Origin of the sequence: Microbacterium amylolyticum (assembly GCF_011046975.1) — a bacterium.
Classification (GTDB): Bacteria; Actinomycetota; Actinomycetes; order Actinomycetales; family Microbacteriaceae; genus Microbacterium; species Microbacterium amylolyticum.
Map to the genome: position 1 here is coordinate 2,123,670 of NZ_CP049253.1, position 24,758 is coordinate 2,148,427.

Genomic DNA, 24,758 nt, shown 5'->3' on the forward strand with positions numbered 1-24,758 from the left:
CACGGCAAAACGGCGCCGCTTCTCTGGCGCCTCGGGCGTGTCGGAGAGGAGCCTGAGCGCGTGTCATGCGGCGGAACAATTCGGCCGCGGGTGGCCGTGCGGCGCGAAACGGATACTGGATGACAGGTCGATTTTCGCGCCGTCCTTGTTACTGTGGCGGATGTGAGCCACTTCCCCGACGCCCGCGAAACGGTAGATGAGGCGTGCGACTGTGCGCCGACTACCGAAGAGAAGAAGCGCCTCTGGGGCCCCGTCTCCCGGCGTGGAGCCCTCACGGCCGGTGCCCTCAGCGTTGTCGCCGCCGGAACGTTCGGGGCTCTTTCTTTTTCACCGTTCGCCTTCGCGGCGACCATTAGCTACGACCCCTCCGACTACCCCACGTGGGAAGACGTCGAGTCTGCGCGCTCGAACGAGAGCGCGAAGGCGAGCGAGGTCTCGCGCATAGAAGCGCTAATTACCCAGCTGCGGGGCGCAGTTGCCGAGGCTCAGGCTGCCGCGGAACGGGCCTCACAAGAGTTCTACGAGGCGCAGCAGGAGTACTTCGAATCCGCGTTCCGCGCCGAAGAACTCCAGGGGCAGGCCGACGAAGAGGCAGAGCGGGCCGCCGCCGCTGCCGCCGCCGCTGCCCGGGTGGCTTCTCAGCGCGTGCGGGCCGGCGGCGAAAGCACCGCCTTTGACCTGCTGTTTGCCGAATCCGCCGGCGACGCCGATGAGCTTCTGTCGAAGCTCGGCCAGATGGACAAGCTGGCCCAGCGCAACGAGTCGATCTACGCCGACGCCGTCGCGGCGCGCGATTCCGCTCAGCACCTCACCCTGCTGGCGGAGGAAGCCCGCGCCGAGCGCGACCGTTTGCAGGTCATCGCCGAGCAGAAGATGGAGGCCGCCCGCCAGGCGCAGGCCGCCGCCGAGCAGGCCCTCGCCGATCAGCAGTCGTACCTCGGAACCCTCGAAGCGCAGCTTGCGGCGCTGAAGGATGAAACCTCCAAGACGGTTGAGGAATACCGCGAGGGTGAGCGTCAGCGAGAAGCGTACGAAGCCGAACAGCGCCGCCTGGAGCAGGAGCGCCGTGAACGCGAAGAGCGCGAACGCCTCGAACGGGAACGCGTCGAGCGTGAGCGGCGGGAGCGTGAAGAGCGCGAGCGACGTGAACGCGAAGAGCGTGAGCGCGAGAACGCGCCGGGGCCCGCGCCGGCCCCCGCCCCCGCCCCCGCGCCGGAGCCCGGCCCAGCAGCGGTTCCGGATCCGACACGGCCTGCACCGAGCGGTTGGGTGCGCCCCAGCTCCGGTGGCGTGACCTCCGGCTACGGGTGGCGCACGACGCAGTGCGGTCCGTCGTACTGTTCGTCGTCGTTCCACGCGGGTATCGACCTTGCGGCAGGGTGCTGGTCCGGGATCTACGCGGCAAGCGCCGGCACCGTGGATTACGCGGGCTGGAACGGTGGCTACGGCAACTACATTCGCATCAACCACGGCGGCGGCATCGGCACGGGCTATGCGCACATCGTCGAAGGCGGCATCCAGGTATGGGTGGGGCAGCAAGTGTCGGCCGGTCAGCTCATTGCCTACGAGGGCAACACAGGTAACTCCTTCGGCTGCCACCTGCACTTCGAGTGCTACGTGAACGGCCCCACCGTGAACCCCGCCGACTTCATGGCGCAGCGCGGTATCTGGCTCTAAGCAGAAGAACCGACAGACTGCTCGAGCGCGCGTTGCAGGCGTGCCACGGTTTCGCGGATCTCCGCGAGCGCGGCGTCCGGCAGGTCGAGAACGTAGTCTGTGCCCGCGGGAATCCAGCTGAGGCCATACATCACATCGCGGAAATCGGAACCGCCGATGGGCCACCGCGTGTGGGATGCGCCCTCGGGCTCTGAGCCATCACCCCAGGGGCCGAACCAAGCACGCATGTCCTCGTAGCTGAGTTCCATTACCGCGTGTCCCTCGATGCGCTGGGGCGCCCAGCTCGCAGCCACGCGCGCGCGGTCCTCGATCTCCTCCGGAGAGATGTCCTGCCGCGTGAACAGCACGCGAGTGTGCTCGATCTGGTCGATCCGGTCGACGCGGAACGTGCGCCAATCGTCACGGTCGTGATCCCATGCCAGCAGGTACCAGTTGCGCTCGGCGGGGGTGATGGCGTGCGGGTCGATGCGCCGCCGCGTCTGCGTGCCATCGGAGGCGGTGTACTGCAGGCGGAGACGTTCGCCATCACGACAGGCGATCGCGAGTTCTCCGAGAATCTCCGTTGTCACGGGTGCTCCCGTGCGCATCACGGCCGGCTGAACCGCGGTCGCGAGCGCGTTAACGCGTTGGCGCAGTGGTGCCGGGAGCACCTGTTCCAGCTTGGCGAGCGCCGTGATCGGCGTTTCGGCGTCGGTGAGGAGCCGCTGAGCGGCGGCTACACGTAGCCCCACGGCGATGGCAACGGCCTCATCATCGTCGAGGAGGAGAGGCGGCAGGGCGCTACCGGCCTCCAGGCGGTACCCTCCGGCGACGCCGGGCGTCGACTCGATGCGATAGCCGAGTTCGCGGAGGCGGTCGATGTCTCTTCGGACGGTGCGTTCTGTCACCCCGAGGCGCTCGGCGGCTGTTGCCGCCCACGGCCGGAACGGCGCGCGTTGTCGGCCACGACATTGCTCGCGATCCCATGGGCGTGCGCGCACGCATCGGTTACGTCGGACAGCTCTCGAGCGGCGCCCACGCCCAGCGCGTGCGGGATGAGCTGCGCAGCCAGGGCGCGTTCTACGGCCTCGGTCGCGCTCAGAGCAGGGCACGCGCCGATGAGCTGATCGAATCCCTCGGCCTCACCGCCTTTGCGATGCGCGAGGTGTCCCATCTCTCCGGGGGTCAGAAACGCCGCCTGGACGTGGCGCTCGGCCTCGTTCACGCACCCCCGCTGCTGTTTCTCGATGAACCGTCAACGGGCCTCGATCCGCAGAGCCGCGCCAACCTGTGGCAGCACATCCTCGATTTGCGGGCCCAGCACGGCACAACGGTCTTCGTGACAACGCACTACCTCGAAGAAGCCGATCGCTTCGCCGAGCGGGTCATGGTGATGGACGAAGGGCGCGTGATCGCCGACGACACGGCTGACCTCCTGAAGGAGTCGCTCGCGGGAGATGCGCTGACGTTCTCCTTCGCGAGCGACGCCGATGCGCGCAGGGCAGGAGACATTTTGCGCACCCTCACCGACCGCCCTGTCGGCGACGACGGAACAACCCTCACCCTGACGGTGCCGCACGGCAACTCCCTGCTGCCCGCCGCCGTGCGGGCGATGGATGCCGAAGGAATCATCGTCGCCAGCGCAACGGGCGTGCCGCCCACTCTCGACGACGTCTTCCTCGCACTCACCGGGCGCAGCCTGCGCGAAGAGAAGGCCGCCCCGGAAGAAACCGAACAGGCCGACAACGCCCCCGTTACGACAGGAGCCGCACGATGAGTGTGACAACCGCCCCGATCGACACCGCCGTTCGCCGCAACCCCGCGCGCGATACCTGGAACGTGCTGGTCCGCGAGCTGCGACCCGTTGTCCGCGACCCGTTCACGCTGATCTTCAGCCTGCTGCAACCCCTCGTTTTTCTCGGGTTGTTCGCTCCGCTGCTCATCGGTCAGTCCGGCGCACCAGCCGCCGAGACGCTCAGCTGGTTCGTTCCGGGCGTGCTGGTGATGATCGTGCTCTTCGGAACGGGAGCAACGGGATCGAACCTTCAGTACGAAATGATGACGGGATCACACGAGCGCACCCTCGTCGCTCCGCTCTCGCGGGCGTCGCTGCTGGTGGGGAGGGCACTCAAAGAGGTCGCGCCGATCGTCGTCCAGGCGCTGATCATCGTGCTGATCCCGCTGCCGTTTGGTTTTGCGGCGAATCCGCTGGGGCTCGTCATCGGCATCGCACTCCTCGCCGTCTTCGGCATCGGCCTCGGATCGCTTTCCTATGCGCTGGCGCTGGCGACGAAGAACCGCGAATGGCTGTTCTGGGGCGTGCAGCAGTCGCTGATCTTCCCGCTGCTGATTCTGTCGGGCGTGCTTCTTCCGCTCGACGACGGGCCCGCGTGGATGCGCGCCGTGAGCACCGTCAACCCGGTCAACTGGGTGGTGCAGGCCGAACGCGCCCTGATTTCGGGTGACTTTGGTGCCGCCGTCATCGGCTGGGGAATGCTGTCTGCGATTGCGCTCGCCGTTATTGGCCTCTTCGTCGGAATCCGGTCGATGAAGAAAAGCTCCTAAACGAGCGAAGGGGTCCCGTTCGATGTGAACGGGGCCCCTTCGTGAGTCGTCTCAGGCGTCAGTGACCCTGAGCCTGGAAGCGCTCAAATGCCTCGGTGACGAGGCGCTCGGCCTCAGCGGCGTTTGCCCACTCGTCAACCTTGACCCACTTGTTCGGCTCGAGATCCTTGTAGTGCTCGAAGAAGTGGGTGATCTCCTTGCGGGTGTACTCCTGGAGGTCATCGACGTCCTGGATGTGGTCCCAGCGGGGATCCTTCGCGAGAACGGCGATGACCTTGTCGTCTCCGCCGGCCTCATCGCTCATCTTCAGAACGCCAACGGGGCGCACCTTGACGCCGACGCCGGGGAACACCGAGTGATCCATGATCACGAGCACGTCGAGCGGGTCGCCGTCCTCGCCGAGGGTGTTCTCGAAGAATCCGTAGTCAGACGGGTAACCGAACGTCGTGTAGAGCACGCGGTCAAGGAAGACACGACCAGTTTCGTGGTCGACTTCGTACTTGACCCGGCTGCCGCGGGGGATCTCGATGACTGCGTCGTACGCGCCCATGCGGTGTCGCTCCTTCAGCGTATGGGATGGGAATCGGGCATAACCCTACCTCTGGTTCCTTACGCTTAAGGGGTGCTGGATCCCACGATTGCTTCTGTGCGCCTCGCCGTGCGCACCGCCCTGCGTCCTTTCGAAGGCTCGGGGACGACAGTGCTCGTCGCGCTTTCGGGCGGGCCGGACTCGCTCGCGCTCGCTGCGGCGCTCGCGTTCGAAGCACCCAAAGCCGGCGTTGAAGCCGTGTCGATCACGGTCGATCACGGTCTCCAGGAGCACTCGGCACGCGTTGCCGCGCGCGCGGCGGAACAGGCCCGCGAAGCCGGAATCGCCGATGCACGCGTCGCGCGCGTCGAGGTCACCGGCAACGGAGGCCCCGAAGCATCGGCGCGCGATGCCCGGTACCGGGCGATCCGCGAAGTTGCGCTCGAGACGGGCGCCGGCGCCGTTGTGCTGGGCCACACCCTCGACGATCAGGCGGAAACGGTTCTACTCGGGCTCGCTCGCGGATCCGGAGCGGGTAGCCTGCAGGGAATGTCGCCGCACCGCATCGACGAGAGGGGCCTCGCGTGGATCCGTCCGCTGCTCGGTCTTCGGCGCGAGGCGACACATGCGTTCTGCGCCGCTTCGGGTCTGGAGCCGTGGTCGGACCCGCACAACAGTGATGAGCGCTTCGCACGCGTTCGCGTGAGGAACACGGTGTTTCCCGTTCTCGAGAGCGAACTGGGCCCCGGAATAGCCGAGGCCCTGGCGCGCACCGCCGAACAGCTGCGGGAAGACAACGAGGCCTTCGCCGAGATGATCGACGAGACGATCGAGGACATCGTCGAACACGCCGAGGCAGGTATCGCGGTTTCGTGCGCGGCGCTCGCCGCCAACCCTCCCGCGCTGCGCGGACGCATCATCCGATACGTCGTCAGCAGCGAGTTCGGGGTGGCTCTTAGCCGCACCCAGACGCTGGAGGTTGCGCGACTCGCAACGCACTGGAAGGGGCAGGGCCCGATCGACCTGCCCGGCTGCCAGGCCACACGCCGCGCCGGACGCGTCGTCTTCTCCGCGCGCTGACACAGCGGGCGCTGTGGATCCGGTCAGCGGCACGCCATAGGATTCCCGTATGCGTGCCGCTGACATCCAGGCTGACCTCGACCGCGTTCTCGTCACAGACGAGCAAATCCAGGAGAAGCTCGCCGAGCTCGCGGCGCGCGTGGATGCCGACTATGCCGGCAAAGACGTTCTCCTCGTCGGTGTGCTCAAGGGCGCAATCATGGTGATGGCGGACTTCGCTCGCCACCTCACCATCGACGCGCCGATGGACTGGATGGCCGTGTCGAGCTACGGAGCCTCGACCAAATCCAGCGGCGTTGTGCAGATCCGCAAGGACCTCGACACGCCGCTCGAGGGAAAGCACGTGCTGGTCGTCGAGGACATCATCGACTCCGGGCTGACCCTCAGCTGGCTGCTGGACCACTTCGGGACGCGGGGGGCGGCCTCGATCGAAGTGCTGACGGCGTTCCGCAAGCCCGATGCGATGAAGGTCGACATCGATGCGAAGTACGTCGGGTTCGACATTCCGAACGAGTTCGTCATCGGGTACGGCCTGGACTACGCCGAGCGCTACCGCGGTCTGCGTGACGTCGCGGTTCTCGCCCCGCACGTCTATCAGTAGCCGGATCTCAGTTCCGCCCGCGGCGAACCACATCGGAGCCATAGCCTGCGCCGGATAATCTGAGCAGAACTCCCGCGTGGCCGAACCCTGCCGCCGCGCGCGTCGATCGTCAGAAGGAGTCGGGTCCTCCCGAACCATGAAAACGAAAAAGATCTTCCGTCACCCGTTGCTGTACGTGCTGCTCATCGCGGTGCTGCTGATCTCCGGGTTCATGCTCATCTCGAGCTTCGGCGGTCCCAAGCAGATCACGACGCAGGAGGGTCTCGAGCTTCTCCAGGGCGACACGATCCAGGAAGCCCTCGTGACCGACGGTGATCAGCGCGTCGACCTCACGCTCTCTGAAGCGTATGAGGGTTCGGAGAAGGTGCAGTTCTATTACCTTGGCGCAACAGCCGGCGAGGTCATCGACGCTGTTGTCGCGGCGGAGCCGTCCGACGGCTATGACGTGAACGTTCCGAAGGCGTCGTTCCTCGGCGGCCTGCTGTCGATCATGATCCCCGTTCTGCTCCTGGGTGCGCTGTTCTGGTTCCTCCTCGCCAACGCCCAGGGCGGCGGACGCATGGCGCAGTTCAGCAAATCGCGCGCAAAGAACGTGCAGAAGGAAGATCCCGACGTCACCTTCGCGGACGTCGCCGGCGCCGACGAGGCGGTGGAGGAACTGCACGAGATCAAGGACTTCCTGTCCGATCCCACGCGCTTCCAGGCTCTCGGCGCTCGCATCCCCAAGGGCGTTTTGCTGTACGGCCCTCCGGGAACGGGAAAGACGCTGCTCGCGAAGGCTGTGGCCGGCGAAGCGGGCGTGCCGTTCTACCCGATCTCCGGATCTGACTTCGTTGAGATGTTCGTCGGCGTCGGTGCCAGCCGCGTGCGCGACCTCTTCACACAGGCCAAGGAGAACTCGCCCGCGATCATCTTCATCGACGAGATCGACGCCGTCGGCCGCCACCGCGGCGCCGGAATGGGCGGCGGTCATGATGAGCGTGAGCAGACGCTGAACCAGATGCTCGTCGAGATGGACGGCTTCGATCCGAAGGCGAACGTGATCGTGATCGCGGCCACCAACCGCCCGGACATCCTGGATCCGGCGCTGCTGCGGCCCGGCCGTTTCGACCGGCAGATCGGCGTTGACGCCCCCGACTTCAAGGGACGCCTGCGGATTCTGGAGGTGCACGGCCGCGGTAAGCCGCTGGCCGAGGGCGTCGAGCTGTCGGACGTTGCCCGCAAAACCCCGGGTTTCTCCGGCGCCGACCTGGCCAACGTGCTCAACGAGGCCGCGCTTCTCACAGCGCGCTCGCACGCGCAGCTCATCGACGACCGCGCCCTGGACGAGGCAGTTGACCGCGCGATCGCCGGCCCGCAGCGACGCACCCGCGTCATGAAGGATCGCGAAAAGCTCATCACGGCCTACCACGAGGGCGGCCACGCGCTTGCGGCGGCAGCCATGAACCACACCGACCCCGTGACGAAGATCACGATCCTTCCGCGCGGAAAGGCGCTCGGGTACACGATGGTGCTCCCGATCGACGACAAGTACTCCGTTACGCGAAACGAGCTGCAGGATCAGCTCACGTACGCGATGGGTGGCCGCGTCGCCGAAGAGATCATCTTCCACGATCCGACGACGGGCGCATCGAACGACATCGAGAAGGCCTCGGACATCGCGCGCAAGATGGTCACCGAGTACGGCATGTCCGCCTCGGTGGGCCCGGTCAAGCTCTCGGGATCGTCGGGCGAGATGTTCATGGGCAGAGACATGGGTCACGGTCGAGACTTCTCCGAAACCGTCGCCGAGCAGATCGACCGCGAGGTGCGCGCTCTTCTGGAGCAGGCGCACGATGAGGCCTACGAGGTTCTCAACGCCAACCGCGACGTTCTCGACCGTCTTGCCGCGGCGCTGCTGGAGGAGGAGACCCTCGATCACCGCCAGATCGCGGAGATCTTCAAGGACGTCAAAAAGCTCCCGCTGCGGAAGCAGTGGCTGTCCAGCACCGAGCGTCCCGTCTCGGATGTGCCGCCGATCGTGGTGCCCCGCCCGACTGATCACACGTCCTGAAACGCGCGAGTCTGCCACGGATCGGTCGCCCTGACCCGTGGCAGACTCGCGTGTACGACGGAAAGAGGAAGCGACATGGCCGTGGATACGGAGCGCGTGTCAGCGTTGACGCGTGAGCTGCTGATCGCTATCGGTGAAGATCCCGATCGTCCGGGACTGCGTGAGACGCCCCAGCGCGTCGCCGACGCTGCCGCCGAGTTCTACGGCGGTATCGGCCGCGATCCTGAGGAGCCACTGCGCCGCACGATCGACGTGTCGCAGGGGCCCGCGCCCGACACCGTCTCGACCGGTGCGGTTCTTGTGCGCGACATTCGATTCCGTTCGATCTGCGAGCATCACCTGCTGCCGTTCGCCGGACGTGCCCACATCGCCTATCTGCCCGGGGAGCGCGTTGTCGGAATCGGCGCGCTCGCCAAGGTTCTCGATATCGTTGCCGCCCGCCCGCAGGTGCAGGAGCGGCTCGGAGAGCAGCTCGCTGACGCGATCGAGAACGCACTCGAGGCGCGCGGTGTGTTCGTGATGCTCGACGCCAGCCATGAGTGCCTGACGATGCGCGGAGATCGGCGCCCCGATGCGACCACCGTCACGGTTGCTTCTCGCGGAGAACTCGCCAGCGAGGCCGCGCGCGCAGAGATGGCAGCGTATGTGATCATCGGCGTGCAGAACCAGGCCACCGACAACCCCGTCTCGGGGCGGGAGTAGACACGTGACCACGGCCGACATCATGGGCATCGTCAACGTCACCCCCGACTCCTTCAGCGATGGCGGGGATCACTTCGGTCACGCCGAGGCAATCGCCCACGGGCAGCGACTCCGCGACCAGGGTGCAACGATTCTCGATGTCGGAGGGGAATCCACGCGGCCCGGAGCGCAACCCGTCGGAAGCGACGAGGAACTGCGCCGGGTGCTCCCCGTTGTCGAAGCGCTCGCCGCAAACGGCGCCGTCGTCAGTATCGACACCTACCGGGCCGATGTGGCCGCGCAGGCCATCTCGCTCGGGGCGACGATCGTCAACGACGTCTCCGGCGGCCTCGCCGATGGCGCGATGTTCGACACCGTTGCCTCCTCCGGGGCCGAGATCGTGATCGGGCACTGGCGTGGGCCATCGTCAGATATGTACGCGGCCGCGAGCTACGCGTCGATCGGTGCCGAGGTGGCGGCGGAGCTGTCCGCGCGCGCTGACGCGGCAATCGCCGCCGGCATCGCCGCGGAGAAGATCGTTGTGGACCCGGGTATCGGCTTCGCGAAAGCCGGAGAGCAAAACTGGCGACTGCTGCGCGAGATCGACGCGGTGCTGTCGTTGGGGTTCCGCGTGCTGATCGGCACCTCACGCAAGCGTTTCTTCCAGAGCGCGCTCGGGGAGAACCCCGCGCGGGAACGGCTCGACCTGGCCACCGCCGTGACGAGCGCGCTGGCCGTTGACGGGGGCGCCTGGGGGGTGCGCGTTCATGATGTCGCGGCCACCCGCGACGCCATCGCCACCCTCGATGCGTGGAGGAACGCATGACAGAGCACAGTTTCATCGGCCTCGATGGCCTGACCGCCTTCGGCCGTCATGGCGTGTTTGACTTTGAACGTGAGCAGGGGCAGGACTTCACGGTGGACCTGCGGCTCGCGGTCGACACCGTCCGCGCGGCGTACACGGACGACATCGCGGACACTGTCCACTACGGCGAACTGGCCGAGCAGGTCGTGGCGATTATCGAGGGGGAGCCGGTGAACCTCATCGAGACCCTTGCGCACCGCATCGCCGACGCTGTTCTCGGTGACGAGCGCGTTGCCGAGGTCACCGTGACGGTGCACAAGCCGCATGCCCCGATTCGTGCGCAGTTCCGTGATGTATCGGTGTCGGTTACGCGCACCAGGGACACGGCACCATGAGCCGCGCCATGACGGCCGTCGTGGCGCTCGGGGCGAACCTCGGCGACACCGCGGGAACCTTCGAGGACGCGATCCGGGCGATTGAGGCCCTTCCCCTCGTCGACCGGGTCATCTGCTCCGCGCCGATCTCATCGATCGCCGTCACGCTCGACGGGCCGGACCCGAGCAAACCGGGATACCTCAACGCCGTTGCGCTCGTTGATACCCGCCTCGCGCCTTCCCTTCTGCTGGCCGCCCTGCACGACATCGAGCAGGACAACGGGCGAGTCCGGCGAGAGCGCTGGGGTGATCGCACGCTCGATCTCGACCTCATCGCCTACGGCCAGGTGATCTCCGCCGACCCCCATCTGACGATTCCGCATCCGCGAGCCCACGAGCGCGACTTCGTTCTCGCTCCGTGGCTCGACGTTGATCCGGGCGCGACCATTCCCGGGCGTGGCGCGGTGCGCGATCTGTTGCAGGCACTCCGGCCATGACGCGTACCTCCCCGATCACACTCATCGCCTGTGCGATCTTCGGTGTCGCCAGCGGCTTTGTGATCGACCTCGTTCTGACGCAGCGCGGACACGCAACGTTCCTGCCGTCGGTGATGCTGCCGATTCTTCTGCTTGTTCTCGGTGTTTCCGTCTTCGCCCTGGGTCTCCGCTTGCGGCGCGCTGTGCTGGCGCCGAACGCCCCGCGCCTGAATCCGTTTCGTGCCGTGCGGATTGCCGTGCTGGCGAAGGCATCGAGCATGGTCGGCGCGATCATCGGCGGATCGGCTTTGGGCATGGTGGCTTTTCTTCTCACGCGTCCGGTGACGCCCCCGCTAGGCTCGATGACGACGGTGATTGCCACAGCCATCGGGGGAGGGGTCCTCGTGGTGCTCGCAGTGATCGCCGAGCACCTGTGCACCCTCCCAAAGGATCCTGATGAGCGACAGCCAGACGCCGAACCCGGAGCAGAACCCGAGTTCTGAGCCGCATACCGCGCCGGCCACACCGCCCGTGTCGGCGCCCGACACACCGAACGTCACGGCAGCGCACCCACCGATTCCGGACGAGGCCCCTGCCGTGACCGAGGCGGAGTTCCCGCCCGAGCGCGAGGCGGTTACCCCGCCCGAGGTTCTCGACAACGGAACATACACTCAGATTCGTGAGCCGAAGAAGCCCGGTCTGAAGCTCGACGGTGCGTGGCACCAGATCTCGCCCAAATACGTCGTGACGCAGTACATCCAGGCCGGTGCCTGGTTGGTTTTCGTCGCCGCCGTGGCAATCGCCGTGCACATCTTTTTCGAGCAGTGGTGGACGTGGCCTGTCGCCGGTGTCCTCGTCATCGGGCAGCTGATCGAGATGATCATCCTTCCCCGCCAGGCGAAGGCGCTCGGATATATGCTCCGCGGCGACGACATCGTCTTCCGCAAGGGCATTCTCTGGCAGCGCGTTGTTGCCGTGCCGTACGGCCGTATGCAACTGATCGACATCACACACGGACCGATGGACCGCGCTTTCGGGATCGCCAAGCTGAAGATGGTCACGGCCGCGGCCTCGACCGGCGTGGAGATTCCCGGTCTGTCGCAGGGAGCGGCGGAGGCGTTGCGCGACACTTTGATTCACGTGGCTGAGACGCGGAGGACCGGCCTGTGAGTGATCAGCATCCGGACCCCGCGAACGGCCACCATCGCGGTGCCGGGATCGTTGACCGGCTCCTTGCCGACGGCGGGGCGTCGAACCTGGCTGACGGAGAATGGCATCGAGTTCACCCGCTGACCCCGCTGTTCAAGGGCGGGCTGGTGTTCCTGGTCGTCGTCGGTATTCTCATCGCGAACATGCGCGACCGGCTGATCTTCCTCGCGATCGGCCTCTTCACTCCGAGCGAGTTGCGCGACCAGGTCGAACAGGAGATGCAGTACGGGGTAGACGACCCCATTTCGTGGGCGCTGGAGTGGACGTTCGGTAACAACCTGTTCGTGCTCGTCTCCCTCGCGATGCTCGCAGTCGTTGCCGTTGTCGTGTTCGGCTTCTGGGCCGTGTGGCGCTTTCAGCAGTTCCGGGTGACAGGCGAGAACGTCGAGGTGAAAAAGGGGATCGTGTTCCGCTCGCAACGGCGCGCACCCCTCGACCGCATTCAGGGCATCAATCTCACCCGCCCCTTTCCCGCTCGCCTGTTCGGCATGGCAAAGCTCACGCTCGAGGGCGCCGGAACGGGAGCGGACGTTGCGCTCGAATATCTCGGAACGAAGAAAGCCGAGCAGGTTCGACGCGACATCCTCAACCTGGCCTCGGGCGTGCGGCAGGAGAAAGAGCGTCAGCGCGCCGGCGAGTCGTACACCGCCCCGGCGACGCTCGGCGGCACCGTCAGCGAGGGCGTTTCCGGACTGATCGGCGGCGTCGACCAAGACGATGTCGAGCCCGACAGCGTCGTTCGAATCCCGGTGGGGCGCCTGCTCGGTTCGCACGCACTGACAGGCGCACTGTGGATCATCGGCATCGCCGTTGTCGCAGCCGCGATCATGATCCCGATCATCGCCGTGCAGGATGGACCTGACCGCTGGATCGTTCTGATCGGTGCCCTGATATCGACGGGCGTTCCCCTGGCGATCGCCGCGATCGCCCTGGTCGGATCGGCGCTCCAGCGCGGTTTCCGCTACTCGATCGCTCCCACTCCCGATGGCGTTCGCGTGTCGAACGGCCTCCTCACCACCGTGACGCGCACGCTGCCTCCTGGCCGCATCCATGCCGTCGAGGTCACGCAGAGCCTGCTCTGGCGGCCATTCGGATGGTGGTCCGTTCGTATCAACCGCATGGGTGGTGTCAACGTTTCGGCGCAGTCGAGTTCGGCGGCGCAGGCCGCGGCGATCGTGTTGCCCGTCGGTACGCGGGCCGACGCCGAACGCGTCGTCCGCCTGCTCCTGCCGGATGCCCCGGCCGGAGATGTGCTGTTCACGTGGGAACACGGGATGCTCGGACCGCACGACAACGACCCCTTCACAACGGTCGCGCGCCGCGCCCGCGTGTGGCACCCGATCGCCTGGCGGCGGCTGGGTATTCGCGTGACATCCTTTGCGTTGCTCATGCGGCGTGGGCGCCTGTCGCGCCGGCTTGCGCTCTTCCCCCTCGCGCGGATGCAGGGCGTATCGCTGCGGCAGGGTCCCATCGCTCGTTCGCAGGACGTTGCGGCCATCCGCATTCACACCGTTCCCGGGCCGATTTCGGGCGAGATCTCGGGGTTTGACCGTGCCGACGCCCAACGGTTGTCCGATCTGGCCACGCGCGGGGCAGTCGCGGCGGCGGAGGCCGATCACAGCCACCGCTGGGCCGAGTACGCGCCCTCGCAGCCGGCCGTGACACCCTAGCTACATGCAGCGCGAAGGCAGACTCGGAGTCGGAATCGTCGGCGCCGGACGCGTCGGACCCGTTCTGGGGGCGGCGCTTGCCGGGGCCGGTCACGCGATCACAGGGATCACCAGCGGATCTGACGATGAACGGGCAGAGGCGGTGCTGCCCGGGGCGAGTGTTCTGGAGACGCCCGAGGTGCTGCGGCGTAGTGAGCTCGTGATTCTCGCCGTTCCCCACGGCGAACTCCCGGGGCTGGTCGCGGGCCTTGCCGAGGCCGGACACTGGCAGATGGGGCAACTGGTTCTCCACACGGATGCCGCCTACGGCATCGAGGTGCTGCGGCCCGCCGCCGAAAAGGGGGCGATTCCGCTGGCGGTGCACCCGGCGATGACCTTCACGGGAACCTCGATCGACCTCCGTCAGCTCGCCGCGACCTACGCGGCGGTGACGGCACCCGGGCCGGTACTCCCGATCGCTCAGGCGCTGGCCGTGGAGCTCGGCTGCGAGCCTGTTGTCATCGACGAGGAACACCGCGCTGCCTATGCCGAGGCAATTGACACCGTCAGTACCTTCTCGCGGCAAATCGTTCATCAGTCAACGGGAATGCTGCGGGAGATCGGGGTGGACAATCCCGGCGGTTTTCTGTCGGCTCTTGTGCGGTCCACCGTCGACCATGCCCTCGCCGATGCATCTCCGGTGATTCCTGAGCTTCCGGACGAGCAGGACGAGCGCCCGTTCTGAGCCACGGCCGTTTTGCTCAGCTCGGCGTCACTAGAATTGTCCGGACCCCCTCCGCCTTGATTCCCGAGGAGCACGCGCATGGCTGACGCACCCGCCGAGACACCCGAAGAGGACATCTTCGAGCAGAAGGCCGTGCGCCTCGACAAGCGCGAACGACTGATCGCCGAGCGCCAGGACGCCGCGGGCGGGGCGTATCCCGTTCAGGTGCCGATCACGACAACGATCACGGCGGTGCGCGAAGAGTTCGGCGAGCTCGAGGCGGGAACCGAAACCGGCCAGACCGCAGGCGTGGCCGGCCGGATCGTCTTCAGCCGCAACACCGGAAAGCTCTGCTTCGCTTCTCTCCAGGCCGGCGACGGAACGCGCATCCAGGCGATGGTTTCCCTGGCCAGCGTCGGCGATGAGTCCCTCGCACGCTGGAAGGAGCTCGTCGATCTCGGCGACCACGTTTTCATCTCGGGCGAGATCATCTCCAGCCGCCGCGGCGAGCTGTCGATCATGGTGGCCGAGTGGCAGATCGCCGCGAAGGCCGTGATGCCGCTGCCCAACCTCCACAACGAGCTGAACGAGGAGACGCGGGTTCGCCAGCGTTATCTCGACCTCATCGTTCGCGACAAGGCGCGGGAGACGGTGATCGCTCGCGCGAAGACCAACGCCAGCCTGCGCGAGACGTTCGCGCACCACGCCTTCACTGAGGTCGAGACCCCGATGCTGCAGGTGCAGCCGGGCGGGGCAACGGCGCGCCCGTTCGTGACTCACTCGAATGCGTTCGACACCGAGCTGTTCATGCGGATCGCTCCCGAGCTGTACCTCAAGCGCGCCGTCGTCGGCGGAATCGACCGCGTTTTCGAGATCAACCGCAACTTCCGCAACGAGGGTGCTGATTCCACGCACAGCCCCGAGTTCGCGATGCTCGAGGCGTACCAGGCATACAGCGACTACAACGGCATCGCCGATCTGACGCAGGAACTCATCCAGAACGCCGCGATTGCGGTGGCCGGGTCAACAATCGTGACCTGGGCCGACGGCACCGAATACGACCTGGGCGGGCAGTGGGACCGGCTCTCGATGTACCCGTCGCTGTCGGAGGCTGCGGGTGTCACGGTGACGCCCGAGACGTCGATGGAGGATCTTCTCGCCCTCGCCGACACGGCGGGCGTCGAGGTGCCCCCTCATGCAACGCACGGCAAGCTCGTGGAAGAGCTGTGGGAGCACTTCGTCAAGGAGCACCTCACCCGGCCCACCTTCGTGATGGACTTCCCGGTCGACACCAGCCCCCTCGTGCGCGAGCACCGGTCAGTGCCGGGAGTTGTGGAGAAGTGGGACCTGTACGTGCGCGGTTTCGAGCTGGCAACGGGATACTCCGAGCTCGTCGATCCCGTCATCCAGCGCGAGCGTTTCGTGGAACAGGCGAAGCTGGCCGACAGGGGCGATGCCGAGGCCATGCGCATCGACGAAGACTTCCTGCGCGCTCTCGAACACGGTATGCCGCCGACCGGCGGAATGGGAATGGGCATTGACCGTCTGCTGATGGCCATCACGGGTCTCGGCATCCGCGAGACCATCCTCTTCCCGCTGGTCAAATAAGGCACGCGCCTGCGGGGTCGAAGACCCACCCCGGGAGAACGCCGGCATCGAGCAGCGACTGAACGATGCCCGCGAGGCCGTACTCGGGCTCCGCCTGAAGCGCGCGGGCGATGTAGAGACCGGCATGCGTGGCGTTGCCCATGCCCCACGACAACCAGCCGCACAGCGTGAGCGGAACGTGCACATGCGCGTCGGGGGCGAGGGCCGCCAGGCGTCGCGCGAGATGCCGGGCGCGCCGCAGGCGCTCGACGTCGGGTCGGACGCCCTCGCCGGCGAGCCGCAGGGGTGTTTCGGGAGGCAGAGACCGGTCGCGTTCCCAGCGGCTCTGCCATTCTTCTATTAGCCGCCCCTCGTCCGGGCCGCCGCACCAGGTCGTGATCGCAAGATCGCGCGTTGGCGGGCTCAAGATCAGGCACAGCAAAAGGGCAGCATCGTCAGAGGTGAGACGGTCAGGATCGCACGACAGGACGCTGTCGAAAAAGCCCGCGAGGTCGGGGAGCACCTCGTCGAGGCGGGCCGCGGCCCGCGCGTCCAGGTCGGCGGATCCTGCGACGATCGGCGTTCCGCGGGCGGCGGCGCCTCGACGTCGCTCAATGGCGTCAGCCGTACGCGTATAGGTGCCGAGCGCCTCGGCCACGCGAACGCGCGCGCCCGGTGACACCGCGGGGAGCGCCGTGCCTTCGGCCTGATCATGGCTGGGCATCCGCGGCAGAGAACCGCGCTCGTGGATGATGTCCTGCAACGGGCGAGAGGAACCATCGGCGTAGGAACACCACCCGTCGCTCGCCACGCAGATCTCGTCCTCCACCGTGAGACCGCAGGCGTGAGCACATTCCGCGACTGCGTCGACAAGCTCCTCGTAGATGACGCCTGCGCCGTCTCGTAGCGGTCCATCGGAGTACACGATCACGGCGATCGCATCGGCTCCCGCCACACGGCAGATCGAACCGATTGCCGTGGCGGCGGTCCGCGCGATATCAGCGGGTTCCGGGAGGTCGACGCGCAACACACCGCAGGTTCTTCCCGCGGCAAGCGGCACGATGACGAGGCTCTCGCGCGGTGTGAAGCCGGCCAGTAGCGGAACGGTTGCCAGGAAATGGGCGGAGGAGTCAGAGCGAATCACATGGGTCATGTTTCGACCCTGCTCCGGCGTCGGAGGGGGACCCGAGTTACTCACAGGGGGATGCCGCGAATGGGTGGTGTGAAGGCGCTACAGGTCCTTCCGAGCGGGGACGACGTAGACTGATCGCGTGGACTCGTACTTGATGGCAGCTCTGTGGTCGCTCGCGCCCACCACCGTCATCGCCGTTTTGTTCTTTTTCGTACTGCGGAGCATTCTTCGCATGGACCGAACAGAACGTCGCCACTTTGCCGTCATCGAGGCGGAAGAACGCGCGAAGCGCGGCATACCAACACCTGGTGAGTAGGCGCGCTAGTCTCGCCTGCAAGGCCGCGGGGGAGTGGCCACCGGTGGGGGAGTAGTGATGGACTGGACGAGCATCTTCTCGCTCTCTGCCATTTGGGCGGGATTCCTCTTCACGGTCGATTGGGCGATTCGCATTGCCTCGGTGTTCTTCGTTCCCGCTGGGCGCAAGCCGTCGGCAGGTATGGCCTGGCTCCTGCTGATCTTCGCCCTGCCAATTCCGGGACTGCTGCTTTTCCTTCTGATCGGCAATCCCAAACTGCCGAAGAAGCGTCGCGATGTGCAGACCGAGATCAACGAGGTTCTGCGCACAGCCAACGACGATCTTGAGCTGGGAACACTGCTGCCGAATCCTCCTGAGTGGTTTGCGCCGATCACGCGGATGAACCGTGAGCTGGGCGCGCTACCGCTCTCAGGCGACAACGGCGCGCGCATCATCTCCGGGTATCAGGAGAGCATCGACGCGATGGAGGAGGCGATTCGCGGAGCCGAGCGCTATGTGCACCTCGAGTTCTACATCCTCAAGGCCGACGCGGCCACGGAGGGTGTGTTCGAGGCGTTGGAAGACGCCTGCCGTCGCGGAGTGCACGTGCGCGTGCTGATGGACCACTGGGCGAACCTCGCCAAGCCGCTGCACAAGCAGACGAAGGCGCGGCTCGACGCCATGGGAGCTGATTGGCATCTTCTGCTTCCCCTCAAACCGCTGCAGGGAAAGTTCCAGCGACCCGATCTGCGCAATCACCGCAAGCTTCTCGTCGTCGATGGTGAGGTGGCCTTCCTCGGCTCGCAGAACCTGATCGACCCGTCATACAACGTGCCGAAGAACATCAAGCGCGGCCTGAAGTGGGTCGATGTGATGGTGCGTTTGGACGGGCCCGTTGTGCGCAGCGTCGATGCGGTTTTTATGACCGACTACTACAGCGAAACCGGCCGCGTCCCAGACGGGGTCGACCTGGCCGAGCAGATTCCGGGAACCGACGATTTCGACTGTCAGATCATTCCGTCCGGACCGGGGTTCGAGGCCGAAAACAACCTGCATATGTTCTTGTCGCTGATCTACGCTGCCAAGAAGCGCGTTGTGATGGTCAGCCCCTACTTCGTTCCCGACGAGGCCCTCATCCGCGCTGTTGATGGGGCGGTCACACGCGGCGTCAAGGTCGAGTTGTTCGTGAGTGAAATCGGCGATCAAGCTGTTGTCTATCACGCACAGCGCAGTTACTACGACGCGCTGTTGCGCGCGGGCGTCAGGATCTGGATGTATCCGGGGCCGTACATTCTGCACACCAAGAGCCTCACGATCGACGACGAGGTCGCGGTGATCGGCTCCAGCAACATGGACATGCGATCGTTCGGTCTGAACTTCGAGGTATCGCTTCTCGTGCGCGGCGACGAGTTCGTCGAGCGAGTGCGTGAGGTCGAAGACGCCTATCGCGATGTCAGCCGTGAGCTGACGCTGGAGGAATGGGTCAAGCAGCCGCGCCGCTCGCGCACCCTCGACAACCTCGCGCGCCTTACGAGCGCGCTGCAGTAGGCGTGTGCGCCAGAGGGCGCTTCGGAAGAACGTGGCCCCGCGGCACCGCCACGAGCAAACCGCCCTCGTCGATCTCACAGCGGATACGCGCGACGTTTCCGAACTCATCGCCGTCGAGTTCCACGGGAAGAGGCTCATTGCTGGCGGCCTCGATGCGCTGGCCCGTGACGTAGCGGATCGACTGATTGCGGGTGCGCTCGACGACGCGACGACCAACGCGTGATCGGCGCAGAACGGAGTTGTCCCACCACACCTTGCGCCACACGCCCAGCCAGCCGAGCGGACCGGCCGCCTGAATCAGGGCAACGTCGAGAACACCATCGTCGATGCGAGCATCGGGAACGAGCTCGATTCCGGCGGGCAACGCGCCGCAGTTCGCGAACAGAATCGCCTGCACCTTAACGGAGTGCAGGCTGCGGCCGGCGAACTGGTAGGCGAGGCGGAAGGGCTTTGCCCTCGGCAGGGAGCGCGCAGCGCCGTCCACATACGCCACCCAGCCGATCTGCCGTTTCCTCTCGGGGCTGGTGTTGGCGATCATCGCCGCGTCCAGCCCCATCCCCGCCAGCACGACGAAAGCGTGCTGCTCGGAAGCGCCCTCGCGCCTCGTCAGCGTGGCAACGCCGATGTCAACGGGCCGCACATCGCCCGTGAGCGCCGCCCGCACCATGATGTCGGCGCCCGACAGTGGGATCCCCAAATTCCGCGCGAACAGGTTTCCGGTGCCGCGCGGGATGATCGCAAGAGGCACGCCGCTTCGGCGCATCGCCTCCGACACCGCGCGGACGGTGCCGTCGCCTCCCGCCACGAGCACAACGTCGACACCCTTGTCGAGTGCGTCCCGTGTGGCGCCCTGCCCGGGATCCGCCGCCGTTGTCTCCAACAGAAGGGGCGGGGCCCAGCCGTTGTCCCGCGATACTCGCTGAAGAAGGCTCCGCAGGCTCGCGGCTTCTCGCACCTTGATCGGGTTGCAGATGAGCGCCGCGCGCTGTCGCTCCTCCCGCCGATCTGCCATGTCCTTCACCTTATGCCGCGCGTGTCATCTTGCGCGCATACACTTGACGGGTGATCGATCCTGCACTGCTTCGTGAGAACCCGGATGTTGTCAAGCGCTCGCAGATCGCGCGCGGTAGCTCTCCGGACACCGTCGACGCGGCGATTGTCGCCGAGGCGGCACGGCGCGAGTCGCTGAGCGCCTTCGAGAATCTCCGCGCCGAACAAAACTCCTTCGGCAAGATCGTCGCGAAGGCGCCAAAGGAAGAAAAGCCTGCGCTCGTGGCAGAGGCCAAGATTCTGGCTGCGCGCGTGAAGGACGCACAGGCGATCGCAAACGCCGCGGAAGACGCCTATCGCTCGGCGATCGACGCGATTCAGAACATCGTGATCGACGGCGTTCCGGCTGGTGGCGAAGAGAACTTCGTCACGATCCGCACCGTCGGCACGATTCCCACCTTCGATTTCGAGCCGCGCGATCATCTGGCGATCGGCGAAAAGCTCGGCGCGATCGACATGGATCGCGGCGCGAAGGTCTCGGGAGCGCGCTTCTACTTCCTGAAGGGCGTCGGCGCTCGCCTCGAAATTGCTCTGATGAACTACGCGCTCGACACGGCGCTGAAGAACGACTTCACTCCCATGATCACGCCGACCCTCGTGCGTCCCGAGATCATGGCTGGCACCGGTTTTCTGGGGCAGCACTCCGACGAGATCTACCACCTCGAAGAAGACGACCTGTACCTGGTGGGAACCAGCGAGGTCGCGCTCGCCGGCTACCACCAAAAAGAGATCATCGAGCTCCCGGATGGTGCGCTCAAGTACGCCGGCTGGTCCACGTGTTACCGCCGTGAGGCGGGCTCACACGGCAAGGACACCCGCGGCATCATCCGGGTGCACCAGTTCAACAAACTGGAGATGTTCGTCTACACGACGCCGGAGCGGGCAGAGGCTGAGCACGAGCGGCTTCTCGCGCTGGAAGAACAGATGCTCACGTCGCTGGGCCTCGCCTATCGCGTGATCGATGTTGCCGCCGGCGATCTCGGATCGAGCGCCGCGCGTAAATTCGACACCGAGGCGTGGGTCCCCACCCAGAACGCCTACCGCGAGCTCACCTCCACCTCCAACTGCACGACGTACCAGGCACGGCGTCTCGATGTTCGCTATCGCCCGGAGGAGGGCGGCAAGACGCAGCCCGTTGCAACGCTCAACGGAACGCTGGCAACAACGCGCTGGCTTGTGGCGCTTCTCGAGACGCACCAGCGCGAAGACGGCTCTGTTGTTGTTCCCGAGCCCCTGCGCCCCTACCTGGGCGGGCAGGACATCCTGGAGCCCATCGCATGAGCCGAGGTGCGCCGCACGCTATCGGCGAGCTCGACCCGGTAACCGGCAAGCCACCCGTCGCCACGGATGAGGAACGGCTTCTCATCGCACTCGATATCGATGGCACGGTTCTTCTCGAAGACGAATCGTTCAGTCCCGGCGTAGCCGCGGCCGTTCGCGAGGCTGCCAATCGCGGGCACATCGTCACGCTGTCGACGGGGCGCAGCTGGGAAGCCACCTTCCCCGTGCTCGGCTGGTTGGGGCTGACACCTCCCTACGTTGTTTCGGCAAACGGCGCGACGATCATGGAACGCGACACGACGCAGGAGACCGACTACCGGCGTCACACCATCGAGACGTTCGACCCGTCCGTTGTTCTGTCGCACATTGAGGGGCATCTGCCCAACGCGAACTACATGGTCGAACTGCCAGATGGCGCGCGCCTGTTCAATGCGTTCATGGACGACTGGGACCTGTCACGTCCGAACGCGCGCCGCGCGACGATCGACGAAATGAAGACCCACCAGGTCACGCGCGTTGTCGTTGTCTCTCCCAAACACGATCCGAGCGAGTTCGTCGGATTCGTGGAGGAAATGGGACTGCAGCACGTTTCTTACTCCGTCGGGTGGTCGGCGTGGCTGGATATCGCGCCGCAGGGAATCGACAAGTCGACGGCGCTGGAGCAGGTGCGTCAGCTGACGAACATCGATCCCGAGCGTGTTGTCACGATCGGCGATGGCCGCAACGACATCCAGATGCTCGAATGGGCGGTGGCTGGCGGTGGGCAGGGAATCGTCATGGGCCAGGCCGTTCCCGAAGTCATGGCCGCAGGAAACGCCGTCACCGGTACCGTTGCCGAGGGTGGCGTTGCCCAGGCCCTGCGGCGCATCGGCGTCGCGCCACGGTAGAGCCCGGTCACGGGCTTCCGGCGAATATGGCTTAGACTTTTCGCTTGTCGACCATCACGCGTCGACTGGAGGGTTGTCCGAGCGGCCGAAGGAACTGGTCTTGAAAACCAGCACGCAGAAATGTGTCGTGGGTTCGAATCCCACACCCTCCGCTTAACCACTGATCCCGACGGGTGGAGGCGCGATGAGCGGGCCAGCTAACCGCATCGTGCCTGCCGCGCGTCACTCCTCGAGTCGTCGTCCAGGGGTCCTGTCTCGCGGGCTCAAGGGCGCCGCTCTCGTGCTGTCCGCGGTTCTCGTCTCCGTGCTCGGCGTCGGCGGTTTCGTTTATGCCGATCTCACGTCCACCCTGAACAGGAACTCGGTCGTGCTCGAAGGGCAGGACGGGCCGGACGCCCCGCATATCGACGTGCTGCCGAATAAGGCCGTGAACATCCTCCTCGCGGGCGTCGACGCCTGCGAAACCGACTACCTGGACTTCTTCGGCGGGCGCTGCACAGAAGAGTTGGCGCAGCAGCAGGAAGATACCTACGCGGGCGTTCTCAACGATGTGAACATGTTGCTGCACATCTCGCCGGAACCGCGTCGCGTGACCGTGATCAGCATTCCCCGCGACATGATGACATCGCGTCCCGCCTGCACGGATGCGACGGGCAACGAGACATGGCCGGTTGACGTCGCGGCGTTCAACGAGTCCTACGGAGCGGGTGGCCTGCCGTGCGTTGTTCGCACGGCAGAAGAGCTCACGGGCATGTCGATCGACCACGCCGCGATGCTCACCTGGGGTGGCGTGATCGAAATCACGAACGCGATCGGCGGGGTCGAGGTGTGCGTTGCCGAGCCCATCAACGATCCCCAGCACACGGGCCTCGTGCTCGACGCCGGAACGCATAACATGCAGGGGCTTCAGGCGCTCCAGTTCCTGCGGGTGCGAACGAGCATTGGCGATGGATCAGACCTCTCGCGCATCAGCAACCAGCAGGTCTACATGGGATCGCTGGCGCAGAAGCTCGTCAGCGAAGAGACCCTGACGGATGTTGTCACTCTTCTGCGCCTCGCCAGGGCCGTTGTCGACAACGCAACGGTGTCCACCGGGCTCACGAACCCCGTGTCGATGGTGCAGATCGCGCAGGCGGCAGCGAGCGTTCCGCTGGAAGATTTCGCCTTCGTGCAGTTCCCCGCGATCGACTATGCGCCCAACCCCAATAAGGTGGCGCCGGACGTGTACGCGTGGGGCCAGCTGAAGGCTGTTATCGACGCGAATCAGCCCATTCGCCTGGGTGAAGAATCCGAGCCTGACGACACCCTGGAGCCCGAGCCGTCGGATGCGCCCGAGCCGTCGGATGCGCCCGAGCCGTTCCCGACAGCGACTCCGACGCCTGACGTGGAGCTACCGGACAATCTGCGCGGTTCAACGGCGGACGACACCGTCAGTTGCGACGACCAGGGCCTGTTCTGACACGCCGTTTCGACGTCTCGGTCGCGAGGCGGTATGATTGTGCGAGTGCCCACCTGGTGGTGCACGGAGGAGACGTGCCGGAGCGGCCGAACGGACTTCACTGCTAATGAAGGGTCGGGGTTAAACTCGACCGGGGGTTCAAATCCCCCCGTCTCCGCCAGTGTGCAAGACCCCTCGATCCCTGTGTTTATGCGGGATCGAGGGGTCTTTGCGTTGGCGGTGCCGTGACACGGCGTCAACGTATGAGCTGGCGCGCCCTGCGTCCTAACGAAGGAAGAATTGCGGCGAAACGATCTCAGAGGGCGGAAATCGCGGCGTGGCCGCGCAGATATCCTTCGTTCGGGAAGCCGCGCCGCTAGCGCCAGTGGCCACGCCCGGGCCGGGAGGCGTTCCAGGCATCGACTGTGTCGGGAAATCCGACGCCGGGCGTCAGGCGCCGGCTGCCCAGTGGGCGAGGCGGGTGATGAGGGCGTGGTGCGCCGGGGAGTCGTAGGAGCGGGCGTCGTGGCCCAGCAGGTCCACGGCAATGCGGGAGTTTCCGTGTGATCGGGTCCAGACGACGGGGTGATTGATGCCGTCGTGCTCGTGAACCGCGACGACGTCACGCGGTCCGAACTGCTGCATGTAGGCGTAGCGCTCGTCGAAGGCCGTGAGGGGCTCCGTGTCCGCCAGGGGATGGGGTGCCCACGAGAATGTTGCGTTCGAGATGGGCGGGTGCATCGACAGCCCCGGCACCCACATGCCGCCGACCGCGATGGGCCACGACGGATAGTCGCGCAGAGACGAGAGCGACGTGTGCATCGCGAGAACGCCGATGCCGCGCTTCAGCGCCTCGTCGAGACCGGTGATCGCTGCGACGGGAGCTCCCAGCGGAAGCGGGTCATGGCGCCAGGGATCTCCCGCGTTGACGGCGAGGAGGTTGGCGTCGCCGATACGGGCGAGCGCTTCGTCAACCGGCGCGACCTCGGTGGTGAACCCCGCCTCCGTCAGCGTTTCCGCGAGGCGCTGGGTTGTTTCGACGAACGGGTGCCAGGGGTCGGTGTATCGTCCCTCGGCGGTGGCGATGAGTGCGCGCATGTCTCCATCACATCACGGACAGCGCTTTCCCGCTGAGTTG

The 24,758-nt window shown here is 66.0% G+C and carries 25 protein-coding genes and 2 tRNA genes; 22 read left to right on the forward strand and 5 right to left on the reverse strand.

Annotation, left to right across the window (positions count from 1 at the left end):
• The first annotated feature begins 162 nt into the window (after nt 1-162).
• Nucleotides 163-1,677 carry a peptidoglycan DD-metalloendopeptidase family protein gene (locus tag G6N81_RS10275; protein ID WP_165136478.1) on the forward strand — a complete coding sequence of 505 codons (1,515 nt, stop codon included), beginning with the start codon at nt 163-165 and terminating at the stop codon, nt 1,675-1,677.
• On the opposite strand, the gene G6N81_RS10280 is transcribed toward G6N81_RS10275, so the two are convergent.
• A complete protein-coding gene (locus G6N81_RS10280; protein ID WP_241244954.1) occupies nt 1,674-2,564 on the reverse strand; it encodes a helix-turn-helix transcriptional regulator in 891 nt (296 codons plus the stop codon). The genes G6N81_RS10275 and G6N81_RS10280 overlap by 4 nt on opposite strands.
• Before the next feature lie 20 nt (nt 2,565-2,584).
• On the opposite strand from G6N81_RS10280, the gene G6N81_RS10285 reads away from it, so the two are divergent.
• Together G6N81_RS10285 and G6N81_RS10290 are read left to right on the forward strand one after the other, a co-directional pair.
• The gene (locus G6N81_RS10285) at nt 2,585-3,433 is read left to right on the forward strand and encodes an ATP-binding cassette domain-containing protein (RefSeq protein ID WP_241244955.1); all 849 of its coding nucleotides are present in this window, start codon (nt 2,585-2,587) and stop codon (nt 3,431-3,433) included.
• Nucleotides 3,430-4,221 carry an ABC transporter permease gene (locus G6N81_RS10290; protein WP_165136484.1) on the forward strand — a complete coding sequence of 264 codons (792 nt, stop codon included), beginning with the start codon at nt 3,430-3,432 and terminating at the stop codon, nt 4,219-4,221. The genes G6N81_RS10285 and G6N81_RS10290 overlap by 4 nt, the downstream gene beginning before the upstream one ends.
• A gap of 58 nt (nt 4,222-4,279) precedes the next feature.
• On the opposite strand, the gene ppa is transcribed toward G6N81_RS10290, so the two are convergent.
• Nucleotides 4,280-4,771, reverse strand: a complete 492-nt coding sequence (gene ppa / locus G6N81_RS10295) for an inorganic diphosphatase (protein ID WP_165136487.1) — start codon at nt 4,769-4,771, stop codon at nt 4,280-4,282.
• A gap of 72 nt (nt 4,772-4,843) precedes the next feature.
• On the opposite strand from ppa, the gene tilS reads away from it, so the two are divergent.
• From tilS to lysS, 12 genes are all read left to right on the forward strand, one after another.
• Entirely contained in the window at nt 4,844-5,830 is a 987-nt protein-coding gene (tilS, locus tag G6N81_RS10300) for a tRNA lysidine(34) synthetase TilS (RefSeq protein WP_165136490.1), read from the forward strand.
• A 49-nt stretch (nt 5,831-5,879) separates the two neighbouring features.
• On the forward strand, nt 5,880-6,431 hold the full coding sequence (hpt, locus tag G6N81_RS10305; RefSeq protein WP_165136493.1) for a hypoxanthine phosphoribosyltransferase: 552 nt from the start codon (nt 5,880-5,882) through the stop codon (nt 6,429-6,431).
• 136 nt (nt 6,432-6,567) lie between these two features.
• The gene (gene ftsH / locus G6N81_RS10310; protein ID WP_165136496.1) at nt 6,568-8,484 is read left to right on the forward strand and encodes an ATP-dependent zinc metalloprotease FtsH; all 1,917 of its coding nucleotides are present in this window, start codon (nt 6,568-6,570) and stop codon (nt 8,482-8,484) included.
• A gap of 75 nt (nt 8,485-8,559) precedes the next feature.
• The gene (gene folE / locus G6N81_RS10315; protein ID WP_165136499.1) at nt 8,560-9,186 is read left to right on the forward strand and encodes a GTP cyclohydrolase I; all 627 of its coding nucleotides are present in this window, start codon (nt 8,560-8,562) and stop codon (nt 9,184-9,186) included.
• A gap of 22 nt (nt 9,187-9,208) precedes the next feature.
• Nucleotides 9,209-9,991 (forward strand): dihydropteroate synthase, encoded by a 783-nt coding sequence (folP, locus tag G6N81_RS10320; RefSeq protein ID WP_165137893.1) that lies wholly within the window; start codon nt 9,209-9,211, stop codon nt 9,989-9,991.
• Nucleotides 9,988-10,365, forward strand: coding sequence for a dihydroneopterin aldolase (gene folB / locus G6N81_RS10325; protein WP_165136502.1), 378 nt, complete (start codon nt 9,988-9,990; stop codon nt 10,363-10,365). Before folP ends, folB begins: the two co-directional genes overlap by 4 nt.
• Nucleotides 10,362-10,841 (forward strand): 2-amino-4-hydroxy-6-hydroxymethyldihydropteridine diphosphokinase, encoded by a 480-nt coding sequence (gene folK / locus G6N81_RS10330; RefSeq protein WP_165136505.1) that lies wholly within the window; start codon nt 10,362-10,364, stop codon nt 10,839-10,841. Before folB ends, folK begins: the two co-directional genes overlap by 4 nt.
• Nucleotides 10,838-11,323, forward strand: coding sequence for a DUF3180 domain-containing protein (locus G6N81_RS10335; RefSeq protein ID WP_165136508.1), 486 nt, complete (start codon nt 10,838-10,840; stop codon nt 11,321-11,323). Before folK ends, G6N81_RS10335 begins: the two co-directional genes overlap by 4 nt.
• The gene (locus tag G6N81_RS10340; RefSeq protein ID WP_165136529.1) at nt 11,277-11,990 is read left to right on the forward strand and encodes a PH domain-containing protein; all 714 of its coding nucleotides are present in this window, start codon (nt 11,277-11,279) and stop codon (nt 11,988-11,990) included. The genes G6N81_RS10335 and G6N81_RS10340 overlap by 47 nt, the downstream gene beginning before the upstream one ends.
• Complete coding sequence (locus G6N81_RS10345) at nt 11,987-13,699, forward strand: PH domain-containing protein (RefSeq protein ID WP_241244956.1); 1,713 nt, start codon at nt 11,987-11,989, stop codon at nt 13,697-13,699. The genes G6N81_RS10340 and G6N81_RS10345 overlap by 4 nt, the downstream gene beginning before the upstream one ends.
• Before the next feature lie 4 nt (nt 13,700-13,703).
• Nucleotides 13,704-14,423 (forward strand): Rossmann-like and DUF2520 domain-containing protein, encoded by a 720-nt coding sequence (locus G6N81_RS10350; RefSeq protein ID WP_165136532.1) that lies wholly within the window; start codon nt 13,704-13,706, stop codon nt 14,421-14,423.
• 78 nt (nt 14,424-14,501) lie between these two features.
• Nucleotides 14,502-16,010 (forward strand): lysine--tRNA ligase, encoded by a 1,509-nt coding sequence (lysS, locus tag G6N81_RS10355; protein WP_165136535.1) that lies wholly within the window; start codon nt 14,502-14,504, stop codon nt 16,008-16,010.
• Here the strand turns inward: lysS and G6N81_RS10360 are convergent.
• Entirely contained in the window at nt 16,003-17,142 is a 1,140-nt protein-coding gene (locus G6N81_RS10360) for a DUF4192 family protein (RefSeq protein ID WP_165136538.1), read from the reverse strand. The two genes, lysS and G6N81_RS10360, sit on opposite strands and share 8 nt — an antisense overlap.
• Nucleotides 17,143-17,260: 118 nt before the next feature.
• Here G6N81_RS10360 and G6N81_RS10365 point away from each other — a divergent pair, with 118 nt between their 5' ends.
• Nucleotides 17,261-17,437 (forward strand): hypothetical protein, encoded by a 177-nt coding sequence (locus tag G6N81_RS10365; RefSeq protein ID WP_165131327.1) that lies wholly within the window; start codon nt 17,261-17,263, stop codon nt 17,435-17,437.
• Between the two features lie 57 nt (nt 17,438-17,494).
• On the forward strand, nt 17,495-18,964 hold the full coding sequence (gene cls, locus G6N81_RS10370; protein ID WP_165136541.1) for a cardiolipin synthase: 1,470 nt from the start codon (nt 17,495-17,497) through the stop codon (nt 18,962-18,964).
• Here cls and G6N81_RS10375 read toward each other — a convergent pair.
• Nucleotides 18,945-19,976 (reverse strand): diacylglycerol/lipid kinase family protein, encoded by a 1,032-nt coding sequence (locus G6N81_RS10375; RefSeq protein WP_165136544.1) that lies wholly within the window; start codon nt 19,974-19,976, stop codon nt 18,945-18,947. The genes cls and G6N81_RS10375 overlap by 20 nt on opposite strands.
• 50 nt (nt 19,977-20,026) lie before the next feature.
• Between G6N81_RS10375 and serS the strand changes: the two genes are divergently transcribed.
• The 5 genes from serS to G6N81_RS10400 all read left to right on the forward strand — a co-directional run bounded on the left by serS (nt 20,027) and on the right by G6N81_RS10400 (nt 23,801).
• Nucleotides 20,027-21,295 carry a serine--tRNA ligase gene (serS, locus tag G6N81_RS10380; protein WP_165136547.1) on the forward strand — a complete coding sequence of 423 codons (1,269 nt, stop codon included), beginning with the start codon at nt 20,027-20,029 and terminating at the stop codon, nt 21,293-21,295.
• Nucleotides 21,292-22,182 (forward strand): HAD-IIB family hydrolase, encoded by an 891-nt coding sequence (locus G6N81_RS10385; protein WP_165136550.1) that lies wholly within the window; start codon nt 21,292-21,294, stop codon nt 22,180-22,182. The genes serS and G6N81_RS10385 overlap by 4 nt, the downstream gene beginning before the upstream one ends.
• Before the next feature lie 67 nt (nt 22,183-22,249).
• Nucleotides 22,250-22,334: transfer RNA gene (locus tag G6N81_RS10390), tRNA-Ser, on the forward strand.
• Between the two features lie 32 nt (nt 22,335-22,366).
• The gene (locus G6N81_RS10395; protein WP_165136553.1) at nt 22,367-23,641 is read left to right on the forward strand and encodes an LCP family protein; all 1,275 of its coding nucleotides are present in this window, start codon (nt 22,367-22,369) and stop codon (nt 23,639-23,641) included.
• A gap of 68 nt (nt 23,642-23,709) precedes the next feature.
• Nucleotides 23,710-23,801: transfer RNA gene (locus G6N81_RS10400), tRNA-Ser, on the forward strand.
• A 269-nt stretch (nt 23,802-24,070) separates the two neighbouring features.
• On the opposite strand, the gene G6N81_RS10405 is transcribed toward G6N81_RS10400, so the two are convergent.
• Nucleotides 24,071-24,718, reverse strand: coding sequence for a ThuA domain-containing protein (locus G6N81_RS10405; RefSeq protein WP_165136556.1), 648 nt, complete (start codon nt 24,716-24,718; stop codon nt 24,071-24,073).
• Between the last annotated feature and the right edge of the window lie 40 nt (nt 24,719-24,758).